Below are 25,280 nucleotides of genomic sequence, written 5' to 3' on the forward strand. Positions count from 1 at the left end.
AAAAGGGCAAAGCTTTTAAGCCCTGCCCTATTCTTTATATTACTTGCTAATTAGCAATGCTGATCAAAAGCTCCAATTAAGTTCTCAGCAATCATTTGTGCTGGTCTACCTTCAATCTGGTGACGCTCGATCATGTGAACCAATTTACCATCTTTAAACAAAGCCATAGCTGGCGATGACGGAGGAAAAGGCATCATATATGATCTTGCTCTATCTACAGCATCTTTTTCCATACCTGCAAAAACAGTTACCAACTTATCAGGGTGTTTCTCGTTAGCCGCAGCCAATTTAGCCGCCGGACGAGCATTCGCAGCAGCACAGCCACAAACTGAATTTACAACTACAAATACAGTTCCCTCACCACTAATGGCAGCGTCAACCTCTTCAGCTGTTTTCAATTCATCAAAACCAACATTAGTTAACTCGGCACGCATAGGCGCTACTAAATATTCTGGATACATATCTATTTTTTAAATGTGGCTGCAAAAATAATCATTTTATACAGGTTTTCCAGTTTTTAACGTTAATACACCTAGTTTTAACAATAAAATGATATTGTAGGTACTAGCCATATATTACTGAAAATCATATATTTGCTCACCAAACTAAACAAATTAAGAATACACATGTCTAAACAGAAGGATAAAACAACCATCATCTTTCTTAATAAAAACCAAGCTTACAGCAAGCCTTTGCAGGTAAATTCTTACTATTTAAGGCACTGGAAAAAAATTGTTGGCGGCTTAATTGTGTTGTTGTGTTCGCTCTTAATTACCATCATGCACTTGGTAAAAAGCAGGGCCGAAGCCAGACTTTCGAGCGAAAATTTAGCCTTGATGTTAGAAAAACACAAGAATGAAACGGTACAATTGGATACATCAGCCATTAAGAAACATTATTTATCTATAGATGATAAGCTAAAAACGATCAATAAATACCTTAAAGCAAGAGGGTTGAAACCTATCCCTAAAAGTCAGGGAGGCGAAGAAAGTAGCGAAATGGGCTCTACGGAAGAAATTGGCAGTTTCTACGAAGAATACCTTAAACGGATGATACGCCTGGTTGGCTTTACGCCCATGGGCTACCCGCATAAAGGTAGAATTAGCTCTAACTTTGGCCACCGCGAAAATCCATTTACTGGCGAAAGTATAGAAAGCCATAAGGGTTTAGATATCAAGGGAAATCACGGTGAAGCGGTAAAGACAACGGCCAATGGCGTGGTGAAATTTGCAAGCAGAAAGGGTGGTTATGGCAATGTGGTTATCATTAACCATGGCAACGGGTTCGAAACCTATTACGGGCATCTCTCTAAAATTGCTGTTAAACAGGGGCAACGAGTAGCAGCTGGTGATATTATTGGCAAAATTGGCTCTACGGGCAGGTCTACTGGCCCACACTTACACTACGAAGTACACAGAAACGGAAAAATTGTTAATCCAAAATCTTATTTAAGCCTCGAATAATATGTTCAAAAAAAACAAAGACGCGAAATCCTTAGACTTAAACCAGCAAGAAATTAGCACCCTAATTGGTCATGGCTACGAAATTAATGGAGAAATCTCTGGAAAATCCGTGATTAGAATAGATGGAAAAGTAACCGGAAATGTAACTACCGAGGGCGGATTTATTTTGGGTGATAAAGGTATTGTAGTTGGAAATATCAAAACCAAATCGGCTATCATTTATGGCAAAGTAACAGGAAATGTAGAGGCTATCCAGCTTGAAATTAAAAAAACAGGCGTGGTTAATGGTGACATTAAAACTGAGACCTTAGAGATAGAATTAGGAGCACAATATAATGGCAAGCTAGAAATGAAGCAGATGATTAAAACTGAAGAAAAGGTTTTGAAAGCGGTGTGACAAAGTAATTTTATTTTTTACTCCGTAGCTTTTCGCTTCGCTACAGGTCAGCATCAGTTTTAAAGTAGCACATTCAGAATATTTTCTCATCTTATAGCTGGTTTATCACCAACCATTTCTACAGTAATGAAATGCTGATCACGTCGCAGCAGCTGAAAACAAAAAAGCTTCCGAAATTTCGGAAGCTTTTTTGTTTAAGCAAGTGTATATTATTGATTTTGCATTTGCATAATCCATTCTTTCATCGCATCCTGATCTGTTAATACTCCGAAACCAAACATCGCAATTAAAGCAATATAAAGCAACAAGTAGATAATATTAAGAACTAAGCCGATGATAGCACAAATTCTACCTGCGTTTAGGTTTTTAAAAGAGCCTTCGGTGTACACAGACGGATTAGCGTTGTAAAGCGCTTTATCTTTCTTCGCTAATACCAAAGCTATAATACCTAATATTAAACCGATAACACCATAACAGCAACAGGTAACAATAGATAAGATACCTAAAACCAATACTGCTGTAGCATTTGGTAAAGCTTGTTGCATGCCCCCAAAACCAAAACCTCCGCCTTGTGGTTGGAAAGGATTACCTTGATTAAAAGCTTGATTAGTTGGCTGCTCTGGTTGTGGATTTGGTTGAGCTTGACCTTCTTGTTCTTCTGACATAGTTTTCTAGAATAATTGTTGATGATAAACTTTATAAATATAGTTAATTATTATAATTGTTGTAATCAAAATATACATTAGCTTAATGATGAATGCACCATTTTTAAAATCAAATTTTAGGTGTAGTAAAAGAAAGATCATTAGCCCTACAAAAGGTATAGTTGCGGGATACAATTTAACCGAATCTACCACGTCCCCCTTTAATAAAGCCACTACCGAACGCTGAAAGCCGCAACCAGGACAATCTGAACCCGTCATTTGTTTAAAAGGGCAAGAAAGCAAATGCGTTTCCAACCAATGGATCAAGCCCCTGCCCTCAGTCAGCAAAATCAAAGTAAATAGTACCAATGCACCTTTCATTCGCCACTAAAATATAAATTACCTGTTAATTTATATCAGCCTAATTGTTAAATTGCATCAATAAAGAAACAAGATTAAAGCTAAAAGTCTAAAGCAACACTCCCAAACATAAAAAACGAACCTTATCCCGATTTAACTACTGTTAATCTATAAACGATGAAACGACTGATATTACTTGCCTTACCTCTATTTGCCTTACAAGCACAAGCGCAAAAACCAGAAGACACCGAGTTTTACAAGCCTGTACCGCCAAAAGTTACCCCAGGAAATCATTTTTCTGATGCTCCCTCGGATGCACTTATCCTTTTTGATGGAAAAAACTTAGACCAATGGGTATCTGTAAGGGACAATACAAAACCAGCTGCCTGGACCGTTGCCGATGGCGCCTTCACCGTTAAAAAAGGAACTGGAAACATCCAAACCAAGCAATCATTTTTAAACTACCAATTGCATTTGGAGTGGAAAATTCCAGCCAACATTACTGGCAAAGGACAAGCTAGAGGAAATAGCGGTTTATTTCTTGCTTCTACTGGCGGTGGCGATGACGGTTACGAACTTCAGATTTTAGACAACTACAATAACGACACTTACGTAAATGGACAGGCGGGTAGTATTTACAAGCAGTTTATCCCTCTAGCAACTGCAAATAAAAAACCTGGCGAGTGGCAAACCTACGATATAATTTGGACCGCCCCTACCTTTAATACCGACGGTTCGTTGAAATCTCCAGCTAGGGTTACTGCTTTCTTTAACGGCGTGCTGGTGCAAAATAACATTCCTTTAGAAGGTCCAACGCAATACATCGGTAAGGCATCTTACAAAAAAGCGCATGGCGCAACTCCAATTAAACTCCAAGATCACGGTGATCCGAGTGAGCCAATAAGCTTCAGGAATATTTGGTTAAGGCAGTTGTAGAAGAAGCTAATGAAGTTAATAAGGGTTAAAAGCCAATTAAAAATAACACTTGGTATTTTATTGTTTTTGTTATCTGTAGGCTGTAAAATCGTAAACAAGCAAAATAAATTTGAAGGAATTGCCTTAGTCAACGTAGATAAAACCCATACGTTAAATGGTCAAATATCAAATGATAGCACCTGGCTTTTTAAATTTTATAATCATAATTATGTTATTTATAAGCTACCCAAGATAGTATTCAAGAATAGTAGAAGTATAGTAATTGGCGATACTATTAATTTAGAGTTTTTTGATCCTGATACAACTTTTAAATACTACATCGTAAAAGGAAGTAATAATTACGGTATTGAGTACGATAACAAATTAAAGTATGTTAAGCAGTTCTCCTTAGACTCCCTACTTGTTGAAAACGGGCTTAACTCTAAAAATTTTGAAATTTATGAGTTGAATTTAGGAAAGCCAGACAAAATAGAAAGGATTAATGAATTTTTAGAAATTGAAAAATATTCAAATGAAAAAAATACCAAAGAGGATTCTGACTCAATTTATCGCTATTTTGATAAAAGATTAGTTGGCATTAACTTTTCACTCTCCACTTTATTGGATAAAAAAAAGAAAAGTAAGTTATCCAAGTCAAGCTTTATTAATATCTATCAAGGGAAGGATATAAAAGACAGTATTATTAGAACTGAGTTTTATTCAGAGGTTAGGTTGTTAAATATGCAAAACCAACACTTTCTTAAGGAGATTGTAAAAAGATATGAACTTGATAAGACAGAATAATGTAACAAAGTAAATCAAAATTATTAAACTGATATTCACTAAACCATCTCATAACTTTACAATTCAATTAAATCTATTTAGCCTCACAATAAATGCTCAAGATAATATCCCTAGCCTGCATTTTACTTATCTCCTCATGCCAAAAATCACTATCTCAAAAAGATATTAAAATCATCAATTTTAGTTCTTATTCATTTTCTGTCGATAAAAGAGATCCTGACATCGATATCAGAAATGATATTTTAATTATTTACTTGGAAGACTGCATCATTTACAAAACCAAGATAACCAGTATCGAAGAGTTACAAGAAGATTCCAAGCTTGAGAGCGACCTAAATGACACTACTTACTTTTACTATTTCATAAACAAAGCCAAAGAAGAAGGTTTAGTTTATGACGAGCAAGGCAAATGGAAAACATTTAATCATAAGTTATTTCTAAAAACTAATGGATTAGATTTTTTCAACTACGACTTTTTCAAGCTTGACTTGGGGCCTCCAAGCAAAATTGAAGAAGATAACCTTCAACAGATCCGAGTAGAAAAATATGCTAACAAAATTAAGGGAAACAACGAACCTGACTCACTTTATAGATACTTTGACAAAGAACTAACTGATATAGACTTTTCTTTTAATAAGGATTTTGACGCAAAGGCAAAAAGTAAACTTTATAAAATCTCGTTAATTTACAACTCACATTCCAAAAGAGAAACTTACTGGATGATCAATAAGGTGTTCAAAAAACATGAAAAAGAAAAGGTTTTGGAATTATTTGATCAATTTAATATTGAACAGAACAAGCGTAAACCTATCAAAAATAACTAAGTTTAATTTTAATCGACAAATAAAAAACAAAACGCTGATGATAGGTTTCTACAGTTCAAAAAGAATTAGAAACACAATTTTGTAAAGCACGTCTTATTAAATTGATATTCACAAAGCTATGCCGTAACTTTGCAGCTCAAATTAAAACAAGAAAAGAATATGTCATCAGTAGAGACAACTTACGTACCTTACAAAGTTAAGGACATTTCACTGGCGGAATGGGGCCGCAAAGAGATCGAATTGGCAGAGGCAGAAATGCCAGGCTTAATGTCATTAAGAAAAGAATTTGGTCCAACAAAACCCCTAAAAGGTGCTAGAATTGCAGGATGTTTGCACATGACTATCCAAACTGCAGTTTTAATTGAGACTTTGGTAGAACTAGGAGCAGAAGTTACCTGGTCTTCATGCAATATTTTCTCTACACAAGATCACGCTGCTGCTGCAATTGCTGCTGCTGGTATTCAAGTTTATGCTTGGAAAGGCTTAAACGAAGAAGAGTTTGATTGGTGTATTGAGCAAACTTTACACTTCGGTCCAGATCGTCAACCATTAAACATGATCTTAGACGATGGTGGTGATTTAACCAACATGGTGTTTGATAAATATCCTGAGTTAATTGCCGCAATTAAAGGTTTATCAGAAGAAACTACTACTGGTGTACACCGTTTATACGAGCGTATGAAAAACGGAACATTGCACTTACCTGCGATCAACGTTAACGATTCGGTAACTAAATCTAAATTCGATAACAAATACGGATGTCGCGAATCACTAGTAGACGCAATTCGTCGTGCTACCGATGTGATGATGGCTGGTAAAGTAGCTGTTGTTTGTGGCTACGGTGATGTTGGTAAAGGTTCTGCTGCATCTTTGAGTTCACAAGGTGTACGTGTAATCGTTACCGAAATCGATCCAATTTGTGCTTTACAAGCGGCAATGGAAGGTTACGAAGTAAAGAAATTTGCTACTGCTGTGAAAGAAGCTGATATCGTGGTAACTACAACTGGTAACCGTGACATCGTTCGTGGCGAGCATTTCAAAACAATGAAAGATAAAGCTATCGTTTGTAACATCGGTCACTTCGATAACGAAATTGATATGGCTTGGTTAAACCAAAACTATGGCAACACTAAAGTTGAAATCAAACCTCAGGTAGATAAATATACTATTGATGGTAAAGATATAATCATTTTAGCTGAAGGTCGTTTGGTAAACTTAGGTTGTGCAACTGGTCACCCATCTTTCGTAATGAGTAACTCATTCACTAACCAAACTTTGGCGCAGTTAGAACTTTGGACTAACAGAGATGCTTATGAAAACAAAGTTTACGTTTTACCTAAGCACTTAGACGAAAAAGTAGCTCGTTTACACTTAGAAAAAATCGGTGTAGAGTTAGATGTTCTTGATCCTCACCAAGCAGAATACATTGGTGTAGCTGTAGAAGGTCCATTTAAACCAGAAGCTTACAGATACTAAGCTGAAATAGCATAAATGAAAAGCCCCGAGTTTATCGGGGCTTTTTTTTGTGGCTTCGCGTTAGAAATGTACAAACGGTGTATAAATTTGCGTCATCTCGAACATTATATCTTTTGCATAATCGCTTCGATATGAGATTTTACTTCGTAGAGCTTCGGCTCCCCTCCTTCTGTCGTCATAAATGACTGGTTTTCAGTCAATCTGTATACATTAAGACATTAAGAATAGTTAAGACTTAATGAACCTTAACTTCTTAATGGTTTCGCTTAATTTTTTTGCTATCCAATTACCTCTCTACTAACTCCTTCACTGTATCCCCATAATAATCGATGTGCTTCGCTTCCATTTTCAAAAGCTTGCTCCATCTTTTAAAAGTGTTGATGAATACAATGAGCATGAGCAACATCGCCAAGATGGCTAAAGATGCCAGTAAATATTGCTGTTTTGGGAGATAGATATTGAACACTTGTTCATACCCTGCCCAAAAGGTGATGATGGCCATGAACACCCCAGGAATAGCAGAACATAATGCATATTTCTTTCTATTCATTCGAATAAGCATTGTAGTACATACAATTAGACCACAAGCCGCTAGAAGTTGGTTACTGATGCCGAATAAAGGCCAAATGCTACTTACGTTACCTGTATAAACTAAATATCCCCAAGAAAAAGTAAAAATGGCACTGCTGATTAAAATTCCTGGCATCCAATTCTTATCATTGAATTTCGGGATTACTCCACCAATCATCTCTTGCAGGAAGAAACGTCCTACCCTTGTGCCGGCATCAATTGCCGTAAGGATAAATACCGCTTCGAACATGATGGCGAAATTGTACCAATAGGCCATCACATCATCCATAAAAGGAATTTTGTTAAAGATATGCGCCATACCAACTGCTAGAGATACCGCCCCACCCGTTCTTCCGTGTAAATCAACACCTATTTTCTCGCTGAAATGATCTAGGTCTACCGTATGCAGTCCAGGATTTTGTGCAAGAAAAGTATCGTACATTTCCTTCGGCGTATTAATAGCAAAGTAATCGCCTGGCACTAATGTACAAGCAGCAATTAAAGCCATTAAAGCTACAAAACCTTCTACCAGCATAGCGCCATAACCCACAAAAAGAATTTCCTTTTCACTGTTCAGCATCTTTGGTGTAGTACCTGTGGCAATTACCGCATGGAAACCAGAAATAGCTCCACAGGCAATTACAATAAAGATAAACGGCAATACTGGACCACCAATTACTGGACCTCCACCATTGATAAAATCGGTAATGGCTGGCATTTGTAAAGTTGGATGAACGAAAATTACACCCACAGCCAACATCAATATAGTTCCGATTTTTAGGTAGGTTGATAGGTAATCTCGAGGAACCAATAATAGCCACACCGGTAAAACCGATGCTAAAAAGCCATAAATGGTAATTGAAATAGAAATTGTCTTCACATTCCAATGGAAAAGATCGCTGATTTCCTTGATTTGCATTAGGTTATGACCGCCGATAATACTTGCAATGAGCAAAATACCGCCGATGATACTTGCCAAGGTAACGCTGTTCTTCCTGTAGCGCATAATCAAACCCATTAGCACAGCAATGGGCATGGTGGCAATAACGGTAAATAGTGACCATGAAGCTTCGTGCATTGCACTGATACAAGCCAGCGAAAGTCCAGCTAAAGTTAATATGAGGATAAAAAGGATGGCAAAACCTGCAATAGTTCCTGTTCCCTTTCCAATTTCTTTACTGGCAATGGTAGCCAAGCTTTGCCCCTTGTGCCGCACAGAGGCGAAAAGCACAATCATATCATGTACCCCACCTCCCAATACACAGCCGATTAATATCCACAATGTACCTGGCAGGTAACCAAACTGTGCGGCCAAAACTGGTCCAACCAGTGGTCCCGCAGCAGCGATGGCTGCAAAATGATGTCCAAAAAGTACATTCTTATTGGTGGCTACGTAATCTTTACCATCGGCAAACTCAACTGCTGGAGTTACATTATTTGCGTTTAATTTTAACACCTTATTAGCCATGAAAATACCGTAAAAACGATATGCTATGGCAAATACCAAAAGCGAAACAAATACAAGGGTAAGGGCATTAACGCCGTTTAAAAATTCCATATAGTTTGTAAGTTGAAAGGATTATTAAGATATAAATCAAGATAATCACAATAACAAAACTAACTTATAGGATATAGACTTCCAAGAAAACAACGATAGTTTTTAAAAATATTTAAAAACAAACAGATAAATATTATTTCTTTTATAAAAGAAAGCCCTTTTCTCACCATGTGATTATTCAGCTTTTTTCAGTGCTCAGAAATAACAAAAGCAGCCTTTAAAAGCTGCTTTTGTATTGTGGTGGAGAATATCGGATTCGAACCGATCACCTCTTCACTGCCAGCGAAGCGCTCTAGCCAAATGAGCTAATCCCCCTTGCGAGCAAAAGTAAGTAATTTTGATAATTCTACAAGTCTAAAATAAAAAAAGGGAAGACTATCCAGCCCTCCCAAACACAATAACATAGTTAAGTGAGAATAGACAAACATTAATTCTGTCGACTTAACCTAAATTTCATCAAAAATATCTCAACTCTTTGCTACAAACAATACCCAGAATTAGGTATTTTACTTGTCGGTAGAGAAAGAATAAGGAAATGAACTTTCTTTTGTGCCTCTAGTTTTGTTGGGTGTAGCAGACATTCTAAAATCTATTACCGCACCTTTCTGCAATGCAGAATGGCTCAACCAGTTTTTATCATAAGTTACACCATTAAATTTAACCGATTCTACATACCTATTATCAGCGTTATTTGTTGGTGCATTAATGACTACAGTTTTTCCATTTTCTAAAGATAAAGTCACCTTTTTAAACAATGGCGCTCCAACTACGTACTGATCTGTTGCCGGCGTTACTGGATAAAATCCTAAAGCAGAAAATACATACCAAGCTGATGTTTGTCCATTATCCTCATCACCACAATAACCATCTGGCGTTGCAAAGTACAACCTGTTCATAGCCTCACGTACCCAATATTGCGTTTTCCAAGGTGCACCACCGTAATTGTAAAGATAAATCATGTGTTGTATCGGTTGATTTCCGTGGGCGTACTGTCCCATGTTGGCAATCTGCATCTCACGAATTTCGTGGATTACACCACCATAAGCACTTTCATCGAAAATTGGCGGCATAGAAAATACTGAATCGAGCTTCTCTACAAATTTCTCATTGCCGCCCATCAGCTTTGCTAAACCAGCAATATCTTGGAAAACAGACCAGGTATAGTGCCAGCTGTTGCCTTCTGTAAATGCACCACCCCATTTAAACGGACTAAACGGAGACTGAAATGTACCATCCGCATTTTTACCCCTCATTAAACCTGATGATGGATCGAATAGATTTTTATAATTCATGCTTCGTTTAGCGTAAATATCTATTTCACTGACTGGTTTACCTAATGCTTTACCCAATTGATAAATGGTAAAATCATCATATGCATATTCTAAAGTTTTTGCTGCATTTTCCCGCACCTTAACATCAAATGGTACGTAACCTAGCTCATTGTAATATTTAACCCCAGAACGACCAACAGCTTCCATAGGCCCTTCGTTATTTGCTCCGTGTTTTAATGCTTGCCATAAAGTTTCGATATCGTAGCCTCGCAAGCCTTTAATGTAGGCATCAGCAACTACAGAGGCAGAGTTGTTGCCAATCATAATATTTGCATAACCCGGACTACTCCACTCTGGCAGCCAGCCTCCCTCCTTATAATCATTTATTAAACCTTCTTGCATTTCCTTGTTGATAGAAGGATAAACTAAATTTAAGAAAGGATACAAGGCTCTAAAAGTATCCCAGAAACCAGTACCTGCAAACATATAGCCGGGCAAGATTTTACCATTATAAGGGCTCCAATGCACAATCTTGTTGTTTGCATCTATTTCATAAAGCTTATTGGGGAAGAAAACGGCACGATATAACGATGAATAAAAAGTACGTGTTTGATCTACGGTACCACCCTCTATCGAAACTTTGCTCAGCGTTTTGTTCCAAATTACTCTTGCCTTTTCTTTTGTTACATCAAAATTATCTTTAGCAATCTCTCTGTTTAAGCTGATTTCCGCCTGCTCAAAACTGATGAACGAAGAAGCAACCTTTGCATGCACTTTTTCACCTTTGGTAGTTTTAAAACCAATAACCGCACCAGTATGATCGCTCTGTAATTCTAAGTCTGAATTATTTAACTGATTACCAGACCAAGTCTTAGAAATGGCAAAATCTTTATCAAAGATGATTACAAAATAGTTTTTAAAATTGCTAGGCAGTGGACCGCGAGCATACTTGCTGGTATAGCCAATAATTTTGCGCTGCGATGGAATGATCTTGATATAAGAACCTTTATTTAAAGCATCTACAACTACAAAGGCGCTATCTGTTTTCGGAAATGTGAAACGGAATTGTGCCGCTCTTTCTGTCGGCGTAATTTCAGTGGTTACATCGGCATCAGCCAAGTATACACTGTAATAATACGGCTTAGCGATCTCAGCTTTGTGTGTAAACCAACTCGCTCGCTGATCTTCATTGAATTTTAACTTTCCGGTAACTGGCATAATTGCAAAAGCACCGTAATCGTTCATCCATGGCGATGGTTGATGGGTTTGCTTAAAACCTCTTATTTTATCAGCATCATATTGATATGCCCAACCATTACCCATTTTTCCAGTTTGCGGTGTCCACAAGTTCATTCCCCAAGGTACACCAACAGCTGGGTAAGTGTTTCCATTAGAGAGTTCTGGTTTAGATTGTGTTCCCATTAGGGGATTTACCCATTCTACCGGATCAGACAATTTACCTACGGTTTGAGCAGATAATCCAGAAACAGCTAATACCAGCGTTAAGGTTAATATTCTTTTGATCATTTCGTAATAATTATTTAAGCAATTTTATTCTCTAGTGTTATGTTCCCGGGTTTGCGGCATACATGGCCCAAAGTTCGTCAATTGTTTTTCCCGTTAATTCGGCCCAAATCGTTTCTTTGTAGGTATGATTGCGCATTGCCGCATCTAATTTCACAACAATTCCTTTGTTTCCATTCACTTCTAACCAATTTAAAAATCGGGCAGTAATTCGGTAAGCATTTTTATAGTTATGTTCTGCTTTAAAAGTAGGCAACGCCCACTTAGCTCCTGCATTATCAACGCCATACTTATATCTTACATAATCTGCAATGCCTTCTGTTAACCAACCTGGCCCGCCACCGCTGCCATAATTTTGTACGATATGCATCACCTCATGAGTTACCACATCAATATCTCCAGGATGTTTTATAAACCAACCCGGATTGTAAACAATTCTGCCGCCGCCCGCCGCAGCAACGCCCTTATAAGCAGTATCAACGTGAAAAGTTACTAACTTATCCGCATTTTTATTGAAGTCGTTAGCTAACACTGGATATACTTTAAAGAAAGTTTCTACCATTCGTTTCTTTAATGCTGGGTTAAAAGACGGATCGTTGCTTTTAAAAATCAAGGTATATCCTTTCTCCTTAAAAGTTTCAGTTTCTTGGGCTTTTAAAGAAGTAAATATGGAACAGGCTATGCTCGCAACTAAAATTAATTTCTTCATTATTTCGATTTTTTATCACTGTATTGTAATTGAATTTGATTTGGATTTTTAGCATAGTCATCCCAAAGTTGTTCTAGCGTTTTTCCAGTCAAATTTACCCACGATTGCTCAGTGTATTGATGCACTCTTAATTGTTGGTCGAGTGTAGCAATTAAACCAGATTTCACATTTTGCTCTAACCAAACAAAAAACCTTGCCGTAATTCTATAGCTATTTTTATAACTGTGCGTGTCTTTAAATGCGGGCAAACTCCATTTCGAGCCAACATTGTCTACACCATACTTGTAACGAACATAATCGGCAATACCCTCTGTTAACCAAACAGGACCAGAACCGTATCCGTAGCCTTGCACCACATGCATGCCCTCGTGGGTTACAACATCTATATCTGTAGGATTTGCTTTCATGTAACCTGCACTAAATAAAATTCTATTGCAACTTGCTTCGGCAACAGCTTTGTAGGCGGTATCTACCACGAATAATACATCTTTGGGAGATTTATCATTAAAGGTTTTAACCAATGTTGGATAAACTTCAAAATAAGTATCTATCAACTTTTTTCTGAGTACAGGATCTAAGTTTGGGTCTTTACTAACAAAGGTGAGCGAATAACCTTTACATTTGTCTTTGCTAAAAGAAGACCAGTTACTAGCTAAAGCATTCCACAGTTCTTTATTTACTTTATTTAACGACTTGCCTTTAACCCAATCGCTATTTACTTTGATTTCGCCTGCTTTAGCTTTGATAGTTTCGGTTTCGTTATTTGCTATTTGAAGGGTTACGTTTCGCTTTGTTCGGTAGCCGTCTAACCTAGCATACGTTGGATATTGCAGATTAAATGAGGCTCTTAAATTACTTGCTGTCTCGGCATCTAATTGGTTATTCGGATCTTCAATATTTATTTGGAAGCGATTATTATTTTGCGCATAGACATTAACTGAGCATGCTAACAAAATCATTATTATTTTTCTTTTCAGGATCATTTGTGTGCTGTGTATTTAAAGGAGGAAACGCTGCAGCTTTTGCAAAATCATCAGCCGTTATGTATTATTTTAGTAAGTGATATTTGGAAAATCTATTTTCGCCTTTGCCAACATAGGTTGCCAATCGGCGCCTTTTTCGTCTTTTGAACCAAAAGCTGCGAGTGCTAAAGGTTCTAAATTTTCTTTTGCTGCGCCGCTCCAGAAATGGATAAACTCACCAAAGTTCATTTTTCTTGTGTACTCGTGATAACTCTTACCTTGCACTGTAATTGGTCGCTTTGGAAAATGTATAGATAAGGTGGTAAAAAATCCGTTCAGCACTTTTACACCGCCGTACTCATTGTAAATTGGCAAGAACCAATTTTTAAACCATTGTGTACCTGGTCTAGGATAATTATCTGTAACGGTCATCATTTTATTATACCAACGCTGAGCATCTTCTGTTCTATTTAAGCCCCTGTAAACATCGTACTGATAAATTTCCATCCACTTACTATCATGCCATATATCAAAAGCAGGCGATTCTTTTACCCCTTTCGAAGCGCCTTCTACAATATGTCCAATTTCGTGAGTAGATAAATCAATGTCGTTGTCTATTCCCAGTGTCCATGCATCTAAGCCATTGCCGCCGCAGTCAGTAACATTTCTAAAACCATGTCTATCACTTAAATACGTACCAGGATGACCACCAGCATATTTACCAGCGTGATAGATGACAAACAAGCGGCTATCATCACCAAATTTACCATAGTGTTTTTTAGTATAGTTCCAAGCTTCTGCCATGTATGTTTTTGGCCAGGTAACCGCAGCCTTTACATCGCCATCGTAATAAACAACTACACTGGTATCGTAATGAATTCGATTTAACAATTGTACGTGTTCAAACCAGTTTTCCTTCCAAGTTCTTGGTGGTGCACCCGGAGGATCTGTTTGCGGTACAATTTCGGGTGCTGGTTTTACTGTATTTAAACTTTGTTTTTTAGTGTTACAAGAAATTACAGCAACATTAGCCACTAGTATTAGTGATAAGATAATGTTTTTCGTCATGTTAATAGTAGTTTAAAAGTTTAAAGAAGCACCGTGTACAAATGATACACGGTGCAATTATTAACTATTTACCATCCAGTATTTTGTACAATTGAAGGAACTTTTTGTCTTTCTCCTTCAGGAATAGGCCATAAATAATGTTTCTTTTGAAAAACTCTATTTTCTACTACAACAGGCGTGTAAAAGCCAGGTGAGTTTTGGTTGATATTTAAACCTCTGATTTGAGTATCAGTAGTTTCAGCTATTTTCCACTCTCTAGTATAGAAATAACGATCCAATTCGAAAGCAAGCTCTACTCGTCTTTCTTTATGAATTGCAAGTTTCATATCGGTAGGTACTGGCAATGCACCACTACCATAACTTGGTATACCAGCTCTTGTACGAATTCTATTCAGGTAGATTAAGATATCAGGATCTGACGGATTTGTTTCCTGCAATGCCTCGATGTAATCTAAATAGATCTCAGCCAACCTAATTACGCTAAACATTGGTCTACTTGTATTTCTACCCGAAACAGTATGATGCTTTCTTGGTGTATAACCAGTTTTGGTATAGTCATTATTAGAGATATTTGATTTTCCAGCATTACCGTTAAATGTAAAATCTGTAACAATCGCAGACTGCGGATTAATCCACCTACGTCCTGTATAAGTAATATTCGTATAGAAACGAGGTTCTCTGTTCACGTACATATTGCTAATTTGTCTTGTCACACCTTGGTCATGTACATCTGGAGCCTGAAAAGCAGAAAATCCCGAAGCTGTGTAGCTCGGATCGTCCTGAATTGACAATCCATTAGCAGTGAAGAACGCATCTACCAATTGTTGAGAAGGACATAAGAATGAGCCACCTTTATCGGTATCTGGAGCACCTAGATGATTGGGGGCTAGTGAGTATTGATAACTGGTTACATCACCACCTCTAGCAAAGATGATTTCCGAATTCCATGCTACCAACATCGCATCCCTAGTTGAGATAAATGCTCTATTAAACGCTGTGTTGGGTAAGCCCGTTGGGGTACTAGCTACACTATACAATGCGTAACCAGCATAATTAGGGTTGGTTAAAAATGCTTTTGCTGCAGTTGCTAACCTTGTCCACTTTGCCGCACTATAGGTTTGATTAATGAGTTGTTTACCATCTTGATTTCTCAATGTGGCATAATCTGTATTTCCATTAAACAATGGACGAGCCGCGGTTAACAACATTTTAATTTTAAATGCATCTGCTACAGAAGCTGTAATGTGACCGTAATCTTCGTTTGATTGAGGTGTTGCAGGTAAAACTGCAGCTGTAGCTTCAAGTTCGCTTACAACATACTCTACGCATTCATCCATAGAGTTACGTGGTTTACTAATTGCTTGCAATGGCGCATCAGAAGCAATAGGATCATTACCCAGCAATACCACTGGGCCATATATCCTCACTAAATTATAGTAATAAATTGCTCTTAAAGCTCTAGCTTCATTGTAATAACGATTAACGATATCAATACCACCTATGTTACAATCTGTACATCTTGAGATGTTTGCCATAAACGTACTGGCAGCCTGTATACCACGATAAAATTGTTGCCAGTGGTAATTAACCTCACCTCTGGTTGCATCCCATGCGCCTGAGTTTACTACTTCAGAAAAATTGGGCAAAGTATAATCTGCTTCGTCAGATGCAGCCGTCCATGGCCCTATATTACCCTGCTGACTTGGAAACCTATCTCCATTTTGGCTAGGAAAAAAAGAATATACATTTGCTAAGGCCTGATCAACGGTAGCTTTCCTTTCATAAACTTGTTCAAAGGTAAGTCTATCATCAGGTACTTGCTCTAAATATTTTTTGCAACTATAATTGCTGACTATCAGCAACGTTCCAACTGTAAATATTAATATTTTTTTCATTCGATTTTAGTTTAAAAATTAGCGGTAACGCCTAAAGAATAGTTAGCTGTTAGCGGATATCTTGTACCGTTGTTCGTCAACAGTTCAGGATCCCATAACTTAAATTTGCTAAACGTAAATACGTTGTAACCCATAGCATAAATTCTTAATCTTTTTACGCCTATAGATTTGATACCGTCTTTAAGCGTGTATCCTAAATCCGCATTTTTCAATCTTAAAAAACTCACGTCTCTTAACCACCAAGTACTATTTTGATAGTTATTGTTGTTAGTTCCGCCATAAGACAAGCGAGGATAAAACGCATCTTGACGCGGGTTACTCGGTGTCCAACGGTCTGTGGCTACAGCCAACATATTACCCAAACCACCCGAGTTAGCAAAAGAAGGAATACCTAAGAAGATATCTGCATTGTGCTGCCCTTGGAAGAACATTCCAAAATCGAAGTTCTTAAACGTTAGTGAAAAACCTGCACCGTAAGTTGTACTTGGAATATCTCCTCTACCAATATTAGTCTGGTCAAAAGAGTCAATCTTACCATCACCGTTTAAATCTTTGTACTTGATATCGCCAGGCATTAATTTTCCAAATTGAGTTGGGCTCGCATCAATTTCCGCTTGACTTTCGAATAATTTTTCTGCAATGTAACCGAAGCGGGTAGAAGCTAAAATGTTAAGGCCTCTCTGTTCTAACCAAGGGAAAGCTTTAGGTGCTTGGTCATTTTCGATCACTTTATCTTTGTTGAAAGTTACGTTGGCTCTTAGGTTAAGCGACCAATTAGAACTCAATTGTGTATCGTATTGCAAAGTTCCATCAATACCTTTATTTTCTACTATACCCAAATTGCCAATTGGTGTATTGGCTAAACCAATATAGTTAGGTACAACCCCTCTGGAAATAAATTGATTTTCTCTTCTTTCCCTGAAGAAATCTACAATTAAAGATAAGTTGTTGTTTAACGTTTTTAATTCAAAGCCCAAATCCTGCTTGCGTGTTTCGGCCCAAGTTACATCTACACCATAAGCAGTAACGCCCAAACCGCCAGTACTTGTAGAACCACCAGGGGTAATATCGGCATTGCTACCAAAAGTATATCCTGCTGAGCCACCTACCTTAGTTAAATAGTAGAACCTTTCACTTTCATTTGAAGCATATCCACTACCACTACCACCACTACCTACAATACCGTCTGAGTAGCGGAATTTCACCATCTGGAAAGTGCTTTTCAACCTCTCAAAAAATTTCTCGTTAGACAATAACCATCCCACGCCTATGGCAGGGAAGAAACCGTAACGTTTATTAGGTGCGAAGTTTTCTGAACCGTTATATCCAACGTTTACTTCAAAGAAATATTTATTATCGTAAGCGTAAGTAGCTCTACTTGCTATACCTTGCAATCTATAAGGAATTGACAAAGTTAAATTCCCTGCAAAAGGTGCAATATTATCATTCTGATTGTAAAGCATTAAGCCAGTTACAGCATGCTTACCAAATGTTCTATTATAATTAACAGCCGCCTCAAAATAAATCTTTTTGTCACCTCCATTTGCAACACTATAATTCAAGAAATCTTGTCCTTGTAATACTAGTGCGTATTTATAACCAGAAGTTGGATCATTAGGTGTAATATATGGATCAATAGGATTGATCCTATACAATGACTCTCTTTTAGTTCTAGAAATTGTATTAGCGTTGTTAACGTCAAAAGAAAACATTGTTGTAACGGATAATCCTTGCGTAATCTCTTTTAAATCTTGCGTTAAACGAATATTAGAATACAATTGGTTACTATATCCCCTCCTATATCCATTTCTAGTAACATCTCCATAGGGATTTCTCTGATCTGATTGCGGACTTATACCCGGCAGACTGCCATTAGGATAAAGAATTGGAAATGAGGTTGGGTTAATTTGAAAGGCCTGACTAAAAATTTCTTGAGCAGTAAAACTACTAGGATAATTTGTTTGTGCTAAAATTCCTTTAATGCCTAGATCTAATTTTGTAGTTCCTGTAATATCCCAGTTTAAGTTAGCACTTACATTGTAACGACCGAAATTTTGTTTAGTTGCAGCATTTAGTGCATCTTCTGTTTTAAACAAACCATCTTCGCCATAGTACCCAAGCGAAACATAGTATTTGGCATTACTAACGCCACCAGAAAGGTTTGCAGTTGCCGATCTATTTCTGCCGAAATCATTATAGATTGCATCAAACCAATCGATATTTGGATAAAGAATTGGATCTGAACCTTCGGCTGTTTTCTGAACTGCTTCTATTGAATAAGCTGGACTAAATGCTCCTGCTGCACCACCTCTAATATAATCCGAATACTTTGCTTCATTGGCTAAGTTCATGTAATCTACACCATCAATAAGCTGTGGTCGTTTTGTAAATCGACTAACACCTTCAAAATATTCAACAGAAATTTTAGGCGTCCCCGTTTTTCCTTGTTTGGTATTAATCAAGATTACACCATTCGCCCCACGTATACCATATACAGCGGTTGCAGCAGCGTCTTTCAAAACGGTAAAATTTTCTACATCGTAAACACTGATATCATTTAAGTTACGATTTGGCACACCATCTATAATTACCAATGGACCTCTATCACCTGCTGTTAAAGAAGATATACCACGAATGAAGATATCGGATCCTGTTGCTCCAGGCTCTCCATTTCTTGATACATTTACCACACCTGGTATACGACCCGCTAACAATTGGCTCATGCTAGAAACCGGTTGCTTTAGGTCATCAACACTTACTGATGACTGAGCACCTACCAAACTTTCTTTTTTCTGAGTACCAAAACCTACAATAGCTACTTCTTTTAAATCGGAACCTACAGTCTCTTTCAAAACCACTTCAATTGTAGTTCGAGTACCCACCTGAATTTCTTGAGTATCATAACCTACATAAGTGAATATTAAAATGCTGTTTTGGTCTGGAACGGTAATTGTAAAAGCGCCGTTAACATCTGTCGCAGCACTTGTAGATAAGCCCTTTACTTTAATACCAGCACCAGGTAGCGGCGCTCCTGTCGAATCTTTTACGATCCCTCGTATTTTTATATCAAGTGGTAATTTATTAACTGAATTAACCCCGTTAAACTTAACGGAACTAGCCATTGCCGAAGAATAAAAACTGGCAAATAAAGCTAGCGTAAAAGCTAATGCAATAAATCCACAATTTTTAAACCTAGGCCACAGCTTGGTTAAAGTTGTATCTTTTTTTGTCATAATCAATTTGTTATTATTAATTGGTTTAGGTTTGTTTAATGATTATAAAAGGTCAATCATATCTGTTTTGATAAGTAATGCTTAGCTACTATTGTAATTCCTCTGGCACTTCTATTACACGCCATTCACTTAATTGAAATAGTGAGCCACTGCCTATAGCGCTAATACTTATTCTATAAAACCTATATGCTTCTTTATTTTTAAAACTGAATGTTTTAGTCATCTTTCTATCAGCGAAACTTTGTCCAGTTTTCACATCTAAATCAACCCAAGTGGTTCCATCGGTAGAGGCGCTAAACTTCCAATCTTTGGGGTCTCTAGCTGGAGCATCATCACCTGATGTTAAGGTATAAGAAGCGACCTGTTGTGGTTGTGGAAATGTCAGTTGCATATAAAGATCATTTCGATAAGGATTGATGAGAAACTTCGTATTAATGTTGTTGTCTACAACCTTAGAAGATCCTTCTCCTCCTGATGGTCCAGCGGCGTTTTCCACGTTGACCGAAAGCACCGCTTTGTCGGTAACATCAACTTTTGCCTTCCATGTAAATAATTCTGTGCTTGGATAGTCCTCCTTTAGACAACCCATCAGTAAAACTATCGAGGCACACAGCCCAATAGCTCCCTTTGCGATTTTTAAAATGGTCATAAATTTAATTTGTTTATATAGATTAGGTTATTTAAAACATTAATTCTCCACTCTTAAACCCTTTCACTCATTTAATCAAAAAACTGATATATGTACTTATTAGATATTCAAATAAAACGTTTTACTAAAAAGACAAAATGAATGTCTCTCGCAGTTATAATTTATGTAAACTAATGTTGAGCAATTTTCTCGTCAACCACATCTTTCCATCTACTTGCTGCTCCAATAAGCTGTGCATGTTCGTTTAACTTTGTTATTTTAACTACAGTATTTAAACTAAAAGCTCTTAAATTTTCAATTAATGGCGGCCCAAATAAATCAAAGGATTTAGAAATATTGCCTCCTAAAACCACAATTTCAGATCCAGTGGTCTTAATAAAATCAACCAGAAAGTGACCAAGCGACCGTCCAAACTCATTGAAAATCTGCTTTGCAAATGGGTCTGCTTTTACCATAGCTGCTAACTTCTTTACACCTTCAACTTCTTTACCCGTCAAGTCCTTATACTTATTTACAAACCAACGGGTGGATAGGTAATCTTCGGCGATACCGGTTAAAAATTTCGAGTTCCATAATTCCGCATCCTTTGCAACTCCGTTTATCGACGTTGCAGAGCCCAACCCTGTGCCTAGCGTAACCCCTAAAGCATTATTAAAGCCTTTTGCTGCGCCATAATTTACTTCACCATACATAAAAGAAGCCGCATCATTTACAAATTTTATGTTGGCTGAAGGTATTCCCAGCCTTTGGGCCAACTCATCTTTAACATTAAGGCCAAATAGTGAATTAAATTTATCCTGATCTTTAATTAGAGATATCCCATTTTTATAGTCGAAGGGTCCTGGCATTGCGATGCCAACTCTACAGTTCTCATTTAAGTCGCCACCATTTGCGCTACGAATTACTTTATACCATGCCGAAAAAATTTCATCCTTCTCATTTCTAGAGTTTACTTCATTACGTTTAATAGAATCTTTAACCAAAACTCCTTTATCTAAATCTACTATTGCCGCGGTTATATGTGATCCGCCGATATCTACACCTAAAACTGTAGGTTTTTCCATTCTTCTTAATTGCTTTTGGTTTTATTTCTATTCGCTTTCACTGCTTTTTTACTGTTCGCCTCTATCATCTCTAATCCCGACCAACCATATTACCTCACTATAAATATTATTTTGCGACATACCCATCAATGCTACCGCTAGAGCATATATTAAAGTGAGAATTTAGGATGATTAACGGTCGTACTAACACCATATCTTGTGTAGATAGTTTTAAATCAACTACCAAAAGGTGAAATGCTGATAAACAGATAGTCTTCATATAGTTTTATGGTTATCAATTAAACTAAAACGTTTTAGTAAAAGAGACAAAAAAAACCGTTGTCTACTGACAACTTCTTTTTCGGCATCGCCCATACATATTTGGTTATTTCATGTAATCGTACACAATTAAACAATTGAGCAGAACACGTAAAACGTTTTAGTAATTCAATGATAATGATAATTTTTCTGCTTACAAAAAATAAATTAAAAATATTTACGCCGAAGGCCATATAAGTAGCCCTAGGGGTTAGCTTCTTATAATTAGCTTTGCTGGAATAACAATTTGCTGATCTGGCAATTTTGTTTTAACTGAGAGTTGCGCTAAGATCAATTTGATAATAGCTTCCGCAATTTCTTCTAGCGGCTGCTGGATGGTGGAAATGCCTGGACTATGTAATTCGAAAGCTTCGTGATCGTCGTATCCAATAACAGAAAAACTATCATCAATTTTCTTGTTAAGATCTTTCAAAGCTTTTAAGCCACTTATAGCTAGATAATTTGTTGCAAACAAAACTGCATCTATTTCCGTATTTCCCAGCAATTCTTTGATCTGGTTGATCGTGGTTGTTTCAGCTTGATTAAACGGGATTTTTAAAACTAAGCGCTCCTGGTAAGACAGTTTATGATCTATGATCGATTTTTTATAGCCTTCGAAACGTTCAGCAATTTGTTGTACATCTATATCTGTGGTTACTAAGGCTATATTTCGCTTACCATCTTTGATAAAACTCTCTACCGCTTCATAGGAAGCTGAAAAATGATTGGCACCTACATAATTTGTATCAATCTTTGGCAAATTTCTATCAAATAAAATTACAGGTTTGTTATCGTTCAATAAGTCCTGTATATCTTCTTCAATTCCCTTTATGGGTGATATAATATAAGCATCAACTTTTCTAACCTTAAAAAGATTGATCAACTCCTTTGTTTTCTCTACTTTATTCTCTGTACTCGAATAAAAAATTTTATAGCCTTTTTTATATGCTTTATCTTCTATTAAACGAGCAATACTAGAAAAGAACGAGTTTGAAATATCTTCAACAATTAAGCCGATGATATGAGAAGTGCCAGTCCTTAAGCTACGTGCGAGTTGATTAGGTTTATAACCGCTATCTTCTATTATCTTTTGTACCTTCTTGATTACAGCATCGCTTATGGCCTTTTCTTTTGCCTTACCATTAATAATAAACGAAACCGTTGTAATGGATACATTGGCTTTAAGAGCAATATCTTTTATAGATAGGGTTTTCATAAGATAAACTATTTTGACAAAGGTAAATATTTAGTAATCAATTTAGCAGTACGCTCTGAGGCTCCAGCTGTTCCCATCATCAAACTCAAATCATCATAATCTTTTAACATTTGAGCTCTGCCCTGCCCTGACACAATCAGCTTTAGTTCTGAGCCTATCTTTTCTTTCGAACAATCTTCTTGGATCAACTCTGTTACAACTTTTCTATCTACAATTAAATTCACCAATGAAATAAACCTGATTTTAACCAGCAATCTGGCAATAGCGATAGAGATAGTGCCACCTTTGTAAACAACCACTTGAGGTACCTTAAACAAAGCAGTTTCGAGTGTTGCAGTTCCAGAAGCTACAACAGCAGCATGTGCATGGTGAAGTAAATCGTAAGTTTGGCTAAACACTAAGGTAACCTTCGCCTCTCTAATAAATTGCTGATAATATTCGGAAGTAAATGTTGGTGCCGCAGCTATTACAAATTGATAGTCTTTAAAGTCTTCTACTACACTTAGCATTACTGGTAGCAGTCGTTCTATTTCCTGCTTTCTACTACCCGGCAACAGTGCTATGATAGGTTTTTCGGTTAAGTGATTTTGAATTTTAAAATTTTCATTCGGAGAAAACGCAGAAATTTCATCCAATAACGGATTGCCTACGTAGTCTACATCCATTCCCCAACTCTTATAAAAATCTACCTCAAATGGTAATATACAGAACATGTGATCTACGATGCGTTTGATTTTTAGCACTCGCTTTTGGTTCCAAGCCCAAACTTTCGGAGAAATATAATAGCAAACCTTAATCTCATGTTCTTTTGCGAATTCAGCAATTTTCAAGTTAAAACCTGGAAAATCAATTAATATCAAAACATCTGGCTGAAAAGCTAATACATCTGCTTTGCAAGTTTTTAGGTTTTTTAAAATAGTGCGTAAATTCAGTAGCACTTCAGTAAACCCCATAAATGCCATATCGGAGTAGTGCTTTACCAAATCTCCGCCTTCAGCCTGCATTTTATCGCCGCCAAAATACCTGAAATCAGCATTTGCATCTTCAGTCTTTAGCGCCTTCATCAAATTGGCGCCATGCAAATCGCCAGAGGCTTCTCCTGCTATTAAATAATATTTCATTTTTTAGATATGCGTATTGAGATACGAGATTGAAACATCAATTCGTAGCTAAACAATCTTACAGTTTATCAATTTAAACATATTCCCCCTAAAGGGTTAGACTTAAGCTTCTTGCGCTACTTTATAAAAGAAGAAAGCAAATCCGTATAAAAACGTAGCGCTTACAATTCCTCTAATAATATTCTCCTTATTTATGGCATTGAAATGCTTAACCCAAATCAAGTTTACAGCAACAGATGCAATTAACAGTAGATCTGCCTGCTTAAAAATGGTAGTATAGTGCATCAAGTACCAAGCTATTGAACCTAAAAGCAGTGGACTAACCAAACCTATGCCCAAGCCAATTAACACGTGATTTTTTATCGATGAAAACAGTTTAGCCATCTATCCTAAATTAGTACCATCGGGGCTTGTAGTTTTCGTCGTTTGTGCTGTTTTGCCATTCAAATCCCAACTGCTTAAAATTTGGATGGCATGATGTGCCGTTAAATCAAATTGCACTGGTACAACCGAAGCATAACCATGATCTAATGCCCAAACGTCTGTATCCTCGCCTTTATCGTAATTTTCGAAAACACCAGTTAACCAATAATATGGTCTACGATAAGGATCTTGGCGCTCTTCAAAATCTTCAGCCCATTTAGCATTTGCTTGTCTACAAATCTTAATTCCTTTAATTTGATCACCTTTCGGGAAGTTCACGTTCAGCAAAGTACCCTCGGGCAAACCTTTTTCTAGAACCTGCTCAGCAATTTGCTTGATGTATTTTTTGCAGTGCGAAAAATCGGCATCTTGTGCAAAATCGTCCATAGAAAAACCAATAGACGGAATTTTTTCAATTGCTCCTTCAACTGCAGCCGACATGGTGCCGGAGTAAATCACATTGATAGAGTTGTTCAATCCATGGTTAATACCCGAAACGCATAAATCTGGCTTTTTACCTTTAAATACCTTGTTTACCGCTAACTTTACACAATCAACTGGCGTTCCAGAGCATTTGTACATTTCAATTGGCGGATACAAATCGACCTTGTCAAAACGCAATGGTTTTCCAATGGTAATGGCATGCCCCATACCGGATTGTGGTCCATCTGGCGCTACCACAGTTACATTTCCTATTTCACTCATTACCTCAATTAAAGCTTTAATGCCCGTTGCAGTAATACCATCATCGTTAACTACTAATATTGAAGGTTTAGTTTTCATCGTGTTACTCATTATTTGTATTAAGAAACTATCGTGGTTTATTGATTAACAACA

General features: G+C 37.1%; 22 protein-coding genes and 1 tRNA gene. 6 read left to right on the forward strand and 17 right to left on the reverse strand.

Annotated features, from left to right (window positions below; all coding sequences use genetic code 11):
• Positions 1–50: 50 nt before the first annotated feature.
• Positions 51–461, reverse strand: coding sequence for a BrxA/BrxB family bacilliredoxin (locus AC23ME_RS16705; protein WP_487728905.1), 411 nt, complete (start codon positions 459–461; stop codon positions 51–53).
• A gap of 165 nt (positions 462–626) precedes the next feature.
• Between AC23ME_RS16705 and AC23ME_RS16710 the strand changes: the two genes are divergently transcribed.
• Entirely contained in the window at positions 627–1,463 is an 837-nt protein-coding gene (locus AC23ME_RS16710; protein ID WP_487728906.1) for a M23 family metallopeptidase, read from the forward strand.
• A 1-nt stretch (position 1,464) separates the two neighbouring features.
• The gene (locus tag AC23ME_RS16715) at positions 1,465–1,860 is read left to right on the forward strand and encodes a bactofilin family protein (RefSeq protein ID WP_487728907.1); all 396 of its coding nucleotides are present in this window, start codon (positions 1,465–1,467) and stop codon (positions 1,858–1,860) included.
• Between the two features lie 209 nt (positions 1,861–2,069).
• On the opposite strand, the gene AC23ME_RS16720 is transcribed toward AC23ME_RS16715, so the two are convergent.
• Both AC23ME_RS16720 and AC23ME_RS16725 read right to left on the reverse strand, forming a co-directional pair.
• Positions 2,070–2,525: a CCC motif membrane protein gene (locus AC23ME_RS16720; RefSeq protein WP_487728908.1), complete on the reverse strand. Its 456-nt coding sequence runs from the start codon at positions 2,523–2,525 to the stop codon at positions 2,070–2,072.
• Positions 2,526–2,531: 6 nt separating this feature from the next.
• Positions 2,532–2,885, reverse strand: a complete 354-nt coding sequence (locus AC23ME_RS16725; protein ID WP_487728909.1) for a DUF2752 domain-containing protein — start codon at positions 2,883–2,885, stop codon at positions 2,532–2,534.
• Between the two features lie 156 nt (positions 2,886–3,041).
• Between AC23ME_RS16725 and AC23ME_RS16730 the strand changes: the two genes are divergently transcribed.
• The 4 genes from AC23ME_RS16730 to ahcY all read left to right on the forward strand — a co-directional run bounded on the left by AC23ME_RS16730 (position 3,042) and on the right by ahcY (position 6,883).
• On the forward strand, positions 3,042–3,800 hold the full coding sequence (locus AC23ME_RS16730; protein WP_487728910.1) for a 3-keto-disaccharide hydrolase: 759 nt from the start codon (positions 3,042–3,044) through the stop codon (positions 3,798–3,800).
• Between the two features lie 9 nt (positions 3,801–3,809).
• Positions 3,810–4,583 (forward strand): hypothetical protein, encoded by a 774-nt coding sequence (locus AC23ME_RS16735; RefSeq protein WP_487728911.1) that lies wholly within the window; start codon positions 3,810–3,812, stop codon positions 4,581–4,583.
• Positions 4,584–4,675: 92 nt separating this feature from the next.
• A complete protein-coding gene (locus AC23ME_RS16740) occupies positions 4,676–5,407 on the forward strand; it encodes a hypothetical protein (RefSeq protein WP_487728912.1) in 732 nt (243 codons plus the stop codon).
• A 159-nt stretch (positions 5,408–5,566) separates the two neighbouring features.
• Positions 5,567–6,883, forward strand: coding sequence for an adenosylhomocysteinase (gene ahcY, locus AC23ME_RS16745; protein ID WP_487728913.1), 1,317 nt, complete (start codon positions 5,567–5,569; stop codon positions 6,881–6,883).
• A gap of 286 nt (positions 6,884–7,169) precedes the next feature.
• Here the strand turns inward: ahcY and AC23ME_RS16750 are convergent, their stop codons facing one another.
• From AC23ME_RS16750 to surE, 14 genes are all read right to left on the reverse strand, one after another.
• The gene (locus AC23ME_RS16750) at positions 7,170–9,011 is read right to left on the reverse strand and encodes a carbon starvation CstA family protein (protein ID WP_487728914.1); all 1,842 of its coding nucleotides are present in this window, start codon (positions 9,009–9,011) and stop codon (positions 7,170–7,172) included.
• Positions 9,012–9,249: 238 nt separating this feature from the next.
• Positions 9,250–9,326 (reverse strand) — tRNA-Ala (locus AC23ME_RS16755).
• Positions 9,327–9,517: 191 nt separating this feature from the next.
• Entirely contained in the window at positions 9,518–11,809 is a 2,292-nt protein-coding gene (locus AC23ME_RS16760) for a GH92 family glycosyl hydrolase (RefSeq protein ID WP_487728915.1), read from the reverse strand.
• Positions 11,810–11,846: 37 nt separating this feature from the next.
• Positions 11,847–12,515: a basic secretory protein-like protein gene (locus tag AC23ME_RS16765; protein ID WP_487728916.1), complete on the reverse strand. Its 669-nt coding sequence runs from the start codon at positions 12,513–12,515 to the stop codon at positions 11,847–11,849.
• Positions 12,515–13,474 (reverse strand): basic secretory protein-like protein, encoded by a 960-nt coding sequence (locus AC23ME_RS16770; protein ID WP_487728917.1) that lies wholly within the window; start codon positions 13,472–13,474, stop codon positions 12,515–12,517. Before AC23ME_RS16770 ends, AC23ME_RS16765 begins: the two co-directional genes overlap by 1 nt.
• Positions 13,475–13,567: 93 nt before the next feature.
• The gene (locus tag AC23ME_RS16775) at positions 13,568–14,545 is read right to left on the reverse strand and encodes a hypothetical protein (RefSeq protein ID WP_487728918.1); all 978 of its coding nucleotides are present in this window, start codon (positions 14,543–14,545) and stop codon (positions 13,568–13,570) included.
• Between the two features lie 68 nt (positions 14,546–14,613).
• The gene (locus tag AC23ME_RS16780) at positions 14,614–16,440 is read right to left on the reverse strand and encodes a RagB/SusD family nutrient uptake outer membrane protein (RefSeq protein WP_487728919.1); all 1,827 of its coding nucleotides are present in this window, start codon (positions 16,438–16,440) and stop codon (positions 14,614–14,616) included.
• A gap of 11 nt (positions 16,441–16,451) precedes the next feature.
• Positions 16,452–19,673, reverse strand: a complete 3,222-nt coding sequence (locus tag AC23ME_RS16785; protein ID WP_487728920.1) for a SusC/RagA family TonB-linked outer membrane protein — start codon at positions 19,671–19,673, stop codon at positions 16,452–16,454.
• Between the two features lie 88 nt (positions 19,674–19,761).
• The gene (locus AC23ME_RS16790; protein WP_487728921.1) at positions 19,762–20,322 is read right to left on the reverse strand and encodes a discoidin domain-containing protein; all 561 of its coding nucleotides are present in this window, start codon (positions 20,320–20,322) and stop codon (positions 19,762–19,764) included.
• A 170-nt stretch (positions 20,323–20,492) separates the two neighbouring features.
• Positions 20,493–21,386, reverse strand: coding sequence for an ROK family protein (locus tag AC23ME_RS16795; protein WP_487728922.1), 894 nt, complete (start codon positions 21,384–21,386; stop codon positions 20,493–20,495).
• A gap of 508 nt (positions 21,387–21,894) precedes the next feature.
• The gene (locus AC23ME_RS16800; RefSeq protein WP_487728923.1) at positions 21,895–22,899 is read right to left on the reverse strand and encodes a LacI family DNA-binding transcriptional regulator; all 1,005 of its coding nucleotides are present in this window, start codon (positions 22,897–22,899) and stop codon (positions 21,895–21,897) included.
• Between the two features lie 8 nt (positions 22,900–22,907).
• Entirely contained in the window at positions 22,908–24,020 is a 1,113-nt protein-coding gene (gene lpxB, locus AC23ME_RS16805; protein WP_487728924.1) for a lipid-A-disaccharide synthase, read from the reverse strand.
• Between the two features lie 102 nt (positions 24,021–24,122).
• On the reverse strand, positions 24,123–24,404 hold the full coding sequence (locus AC23ME_RS16810; RefSeq protein WP_487728925.1) for a stationary phase survival protein SurE: 282 nt from the start codon (positions 24,402–24,404) through the stop codon (positions 24,123–24,125).
• The gene (gene surE / locus AC23ME_RS16815) at positions 24,405–25,226 is read right to left on the reverse strand and encodes a 5'/3'-nucleotidase SurE (RefSeq protein ID WP_487728926.1); all 822 of its coding nucleotides are present in this window, start codon (positions 25,224–25,226) and stop codon (positions 24,405–24,407) included.
• Positions 25,227–25,280 lie beyond the last annotated feature (54 nt).

The organism is Pedobacter sp. T50_32, from assembly GCF_057652195.1.

What these genes read in the sequence shown, in the direction of transcription:
- AC23ME_RS16705 (WP_487728905.1), bottom strand. Translation starts at nt 461, where the DNA reads ATGTATCCAGAATATTTAGTAGCGCCTATGCGTGCCGAGTTAACTAAT.
- AC23ME_RS16710 (WP_487728906.1), top strand. Translation starts at nt 627, where the DNA reads ATGTCTAAACAGAAGGATAAAACAACCATCATCTTTCTTAATAAAAAC.
- AC23ME_RS16715 (WP_487728907.1), top strand. Translation starts at nt 1,465, where the DNA reads ATGTTCAAAAAAAACAAAGACGCGAAATCCTTAGACTTAAACCAGCAA.
- AC23ME_RS16720 (WP_487728908.1), bottom strand. Translation starts at nt 2,525, where the DNA reads ATGTCAGAAGAACAAGAAGGTCAAGCTCAACCAAATCCACAACCAGAG.
- AC23ME_RS16725 (WP_487728909.1), bottom strand. Translation starts at nt 2,885, where the DNA reads ATGAAAGGTGCATTGGTACTATTTACTTTGATTTTGCTGACTGAGGGC.
- AC23ME_RS16730 (WP_487728910.1), top strand. Translation starts at nt 3,042, where the DNA reads ATGAAACGACTGATATTACTTGCCTTACCTCTATTTGCCTTACAAGCA.
- AC23ME_RS16735 (WP_487728911.1), top strand. Translation starts at nt 3,810, where the DNA reads ATGAAGTTAATAAGGGTTAAAAGCCAATTAAAAATAACACTTGGTATT.
- AC23ME_RS16740 (WP_487728912.1), top strand. Translation starts at nt 4,676, where the DNA reads ATGCTCAAGATAATATCCCTAGCCTGCATTTTACTTATCTCCTCATGC.
- ahcY (WP_487728913.1), top strand. Translation starts at nt 5,567, where the DNA reads ATGTCATCAGTAGAGACAACTTACGTACCTTACAAAGTTAAGGACATT.
- AC23ME_RS16750 (WP_487728914.1), bottom strand. Translation starts at nt 9,011, where the DNA reads ATGGAATTTTTAAACGGCGTTAATGCCCTTACCCTTGTATTTGTTTCG.
- AC23ME_RS16760 (WP_487728915.1), bottom strand. Translation starts at nt 11,809, where the DNA reads ATGATCAAAAGAATATTAACCTTAACGCTGGTATTAGCTGTTTCTGGA.
- AC23ME_RS16765 (WP_487728916.1), bottom strand. Translation starts at nt 12,515, where the DNA reads ATGAAGAAATTAATTTTAGTTGCGAGCATAGCCTGTTCCATATTTACT.
- AC23ME_RS16770 (WP_487728917.1), bottom strand. Translation starts at nt 13,474, where the DNA reads ATGATTTTGTTAGCATGCTCAGTTAATGTCTATGCGCAAAATAATAAT.
- AC23ME_RS16775 (WP_487728918.1), bottom strand. Translation starts at nt 14,545, where the DNA reads ATGACGAAAAACATTATCTTATCACTAATACTAGTGGCTAATGTTGCT.
- AC23ME_RS16780 (WP_487728919.1), bottom strand. Translation starts at nt 16,440, where the DNA reads ATGAAAAAAATATTAATATTTACAGTTGGAACGTTGCTGATAGTCAGC.
- AC23ME_RS16785 (WP_487728920.1), bottom strand. Translation starts at nt 19,673, where the DNA reads ATGACAAAAAAAGATACAACTTTAACCAAGCTGTGGCCTAGGTTTAAA.
- AC23ME_RS16790 (WP_487728921.1), bottom strand. Translation starts at nt 20,322, where the DNA reads ATGACCATTTTAAAAATCGCAAAGGGAGCTATTGGGCTGTGTGCCTCG.
- AC23ME_RS16795 (WP_487728922.1), bottom strand. Translation starts at nt 21,386, where the DNA reads ATGGAAAAACCTACAGTTTTAGGTGTAGATATCGGCGGATCACATATA.
- AC23ME_RS16800 (WP_487728923.1), bottom strand. Translation starts at nt 22,899, where the DNA reads ATGAAAACCCTATCTATAAAAGATATTGCTCTTAAAGCCAATGTATCC.
- lpxB (WP_487728924.1), bottom strand. Translation starts at nt 24,020, where the DNA reads ATGAAATATTATTTAATAGCAGGAGAAGCCTCTGGCGATTTGCATGGC.
- AC23ME_RS16810 (WP_487728925.1), bottom strand. Translation starts at nt 24,404, where the DNA reads ATGGCTAAACTGTTTTCATCGATAAAAAATCACGTGTTAATTGGCTTG.
- surE (WP_487728926.1), bottom strand. Translation starts at nt 25,226, where the DNA reads ATGAAAACTAAACCTTCAATATTAGTAGTTAACGATGATGGTATTACT.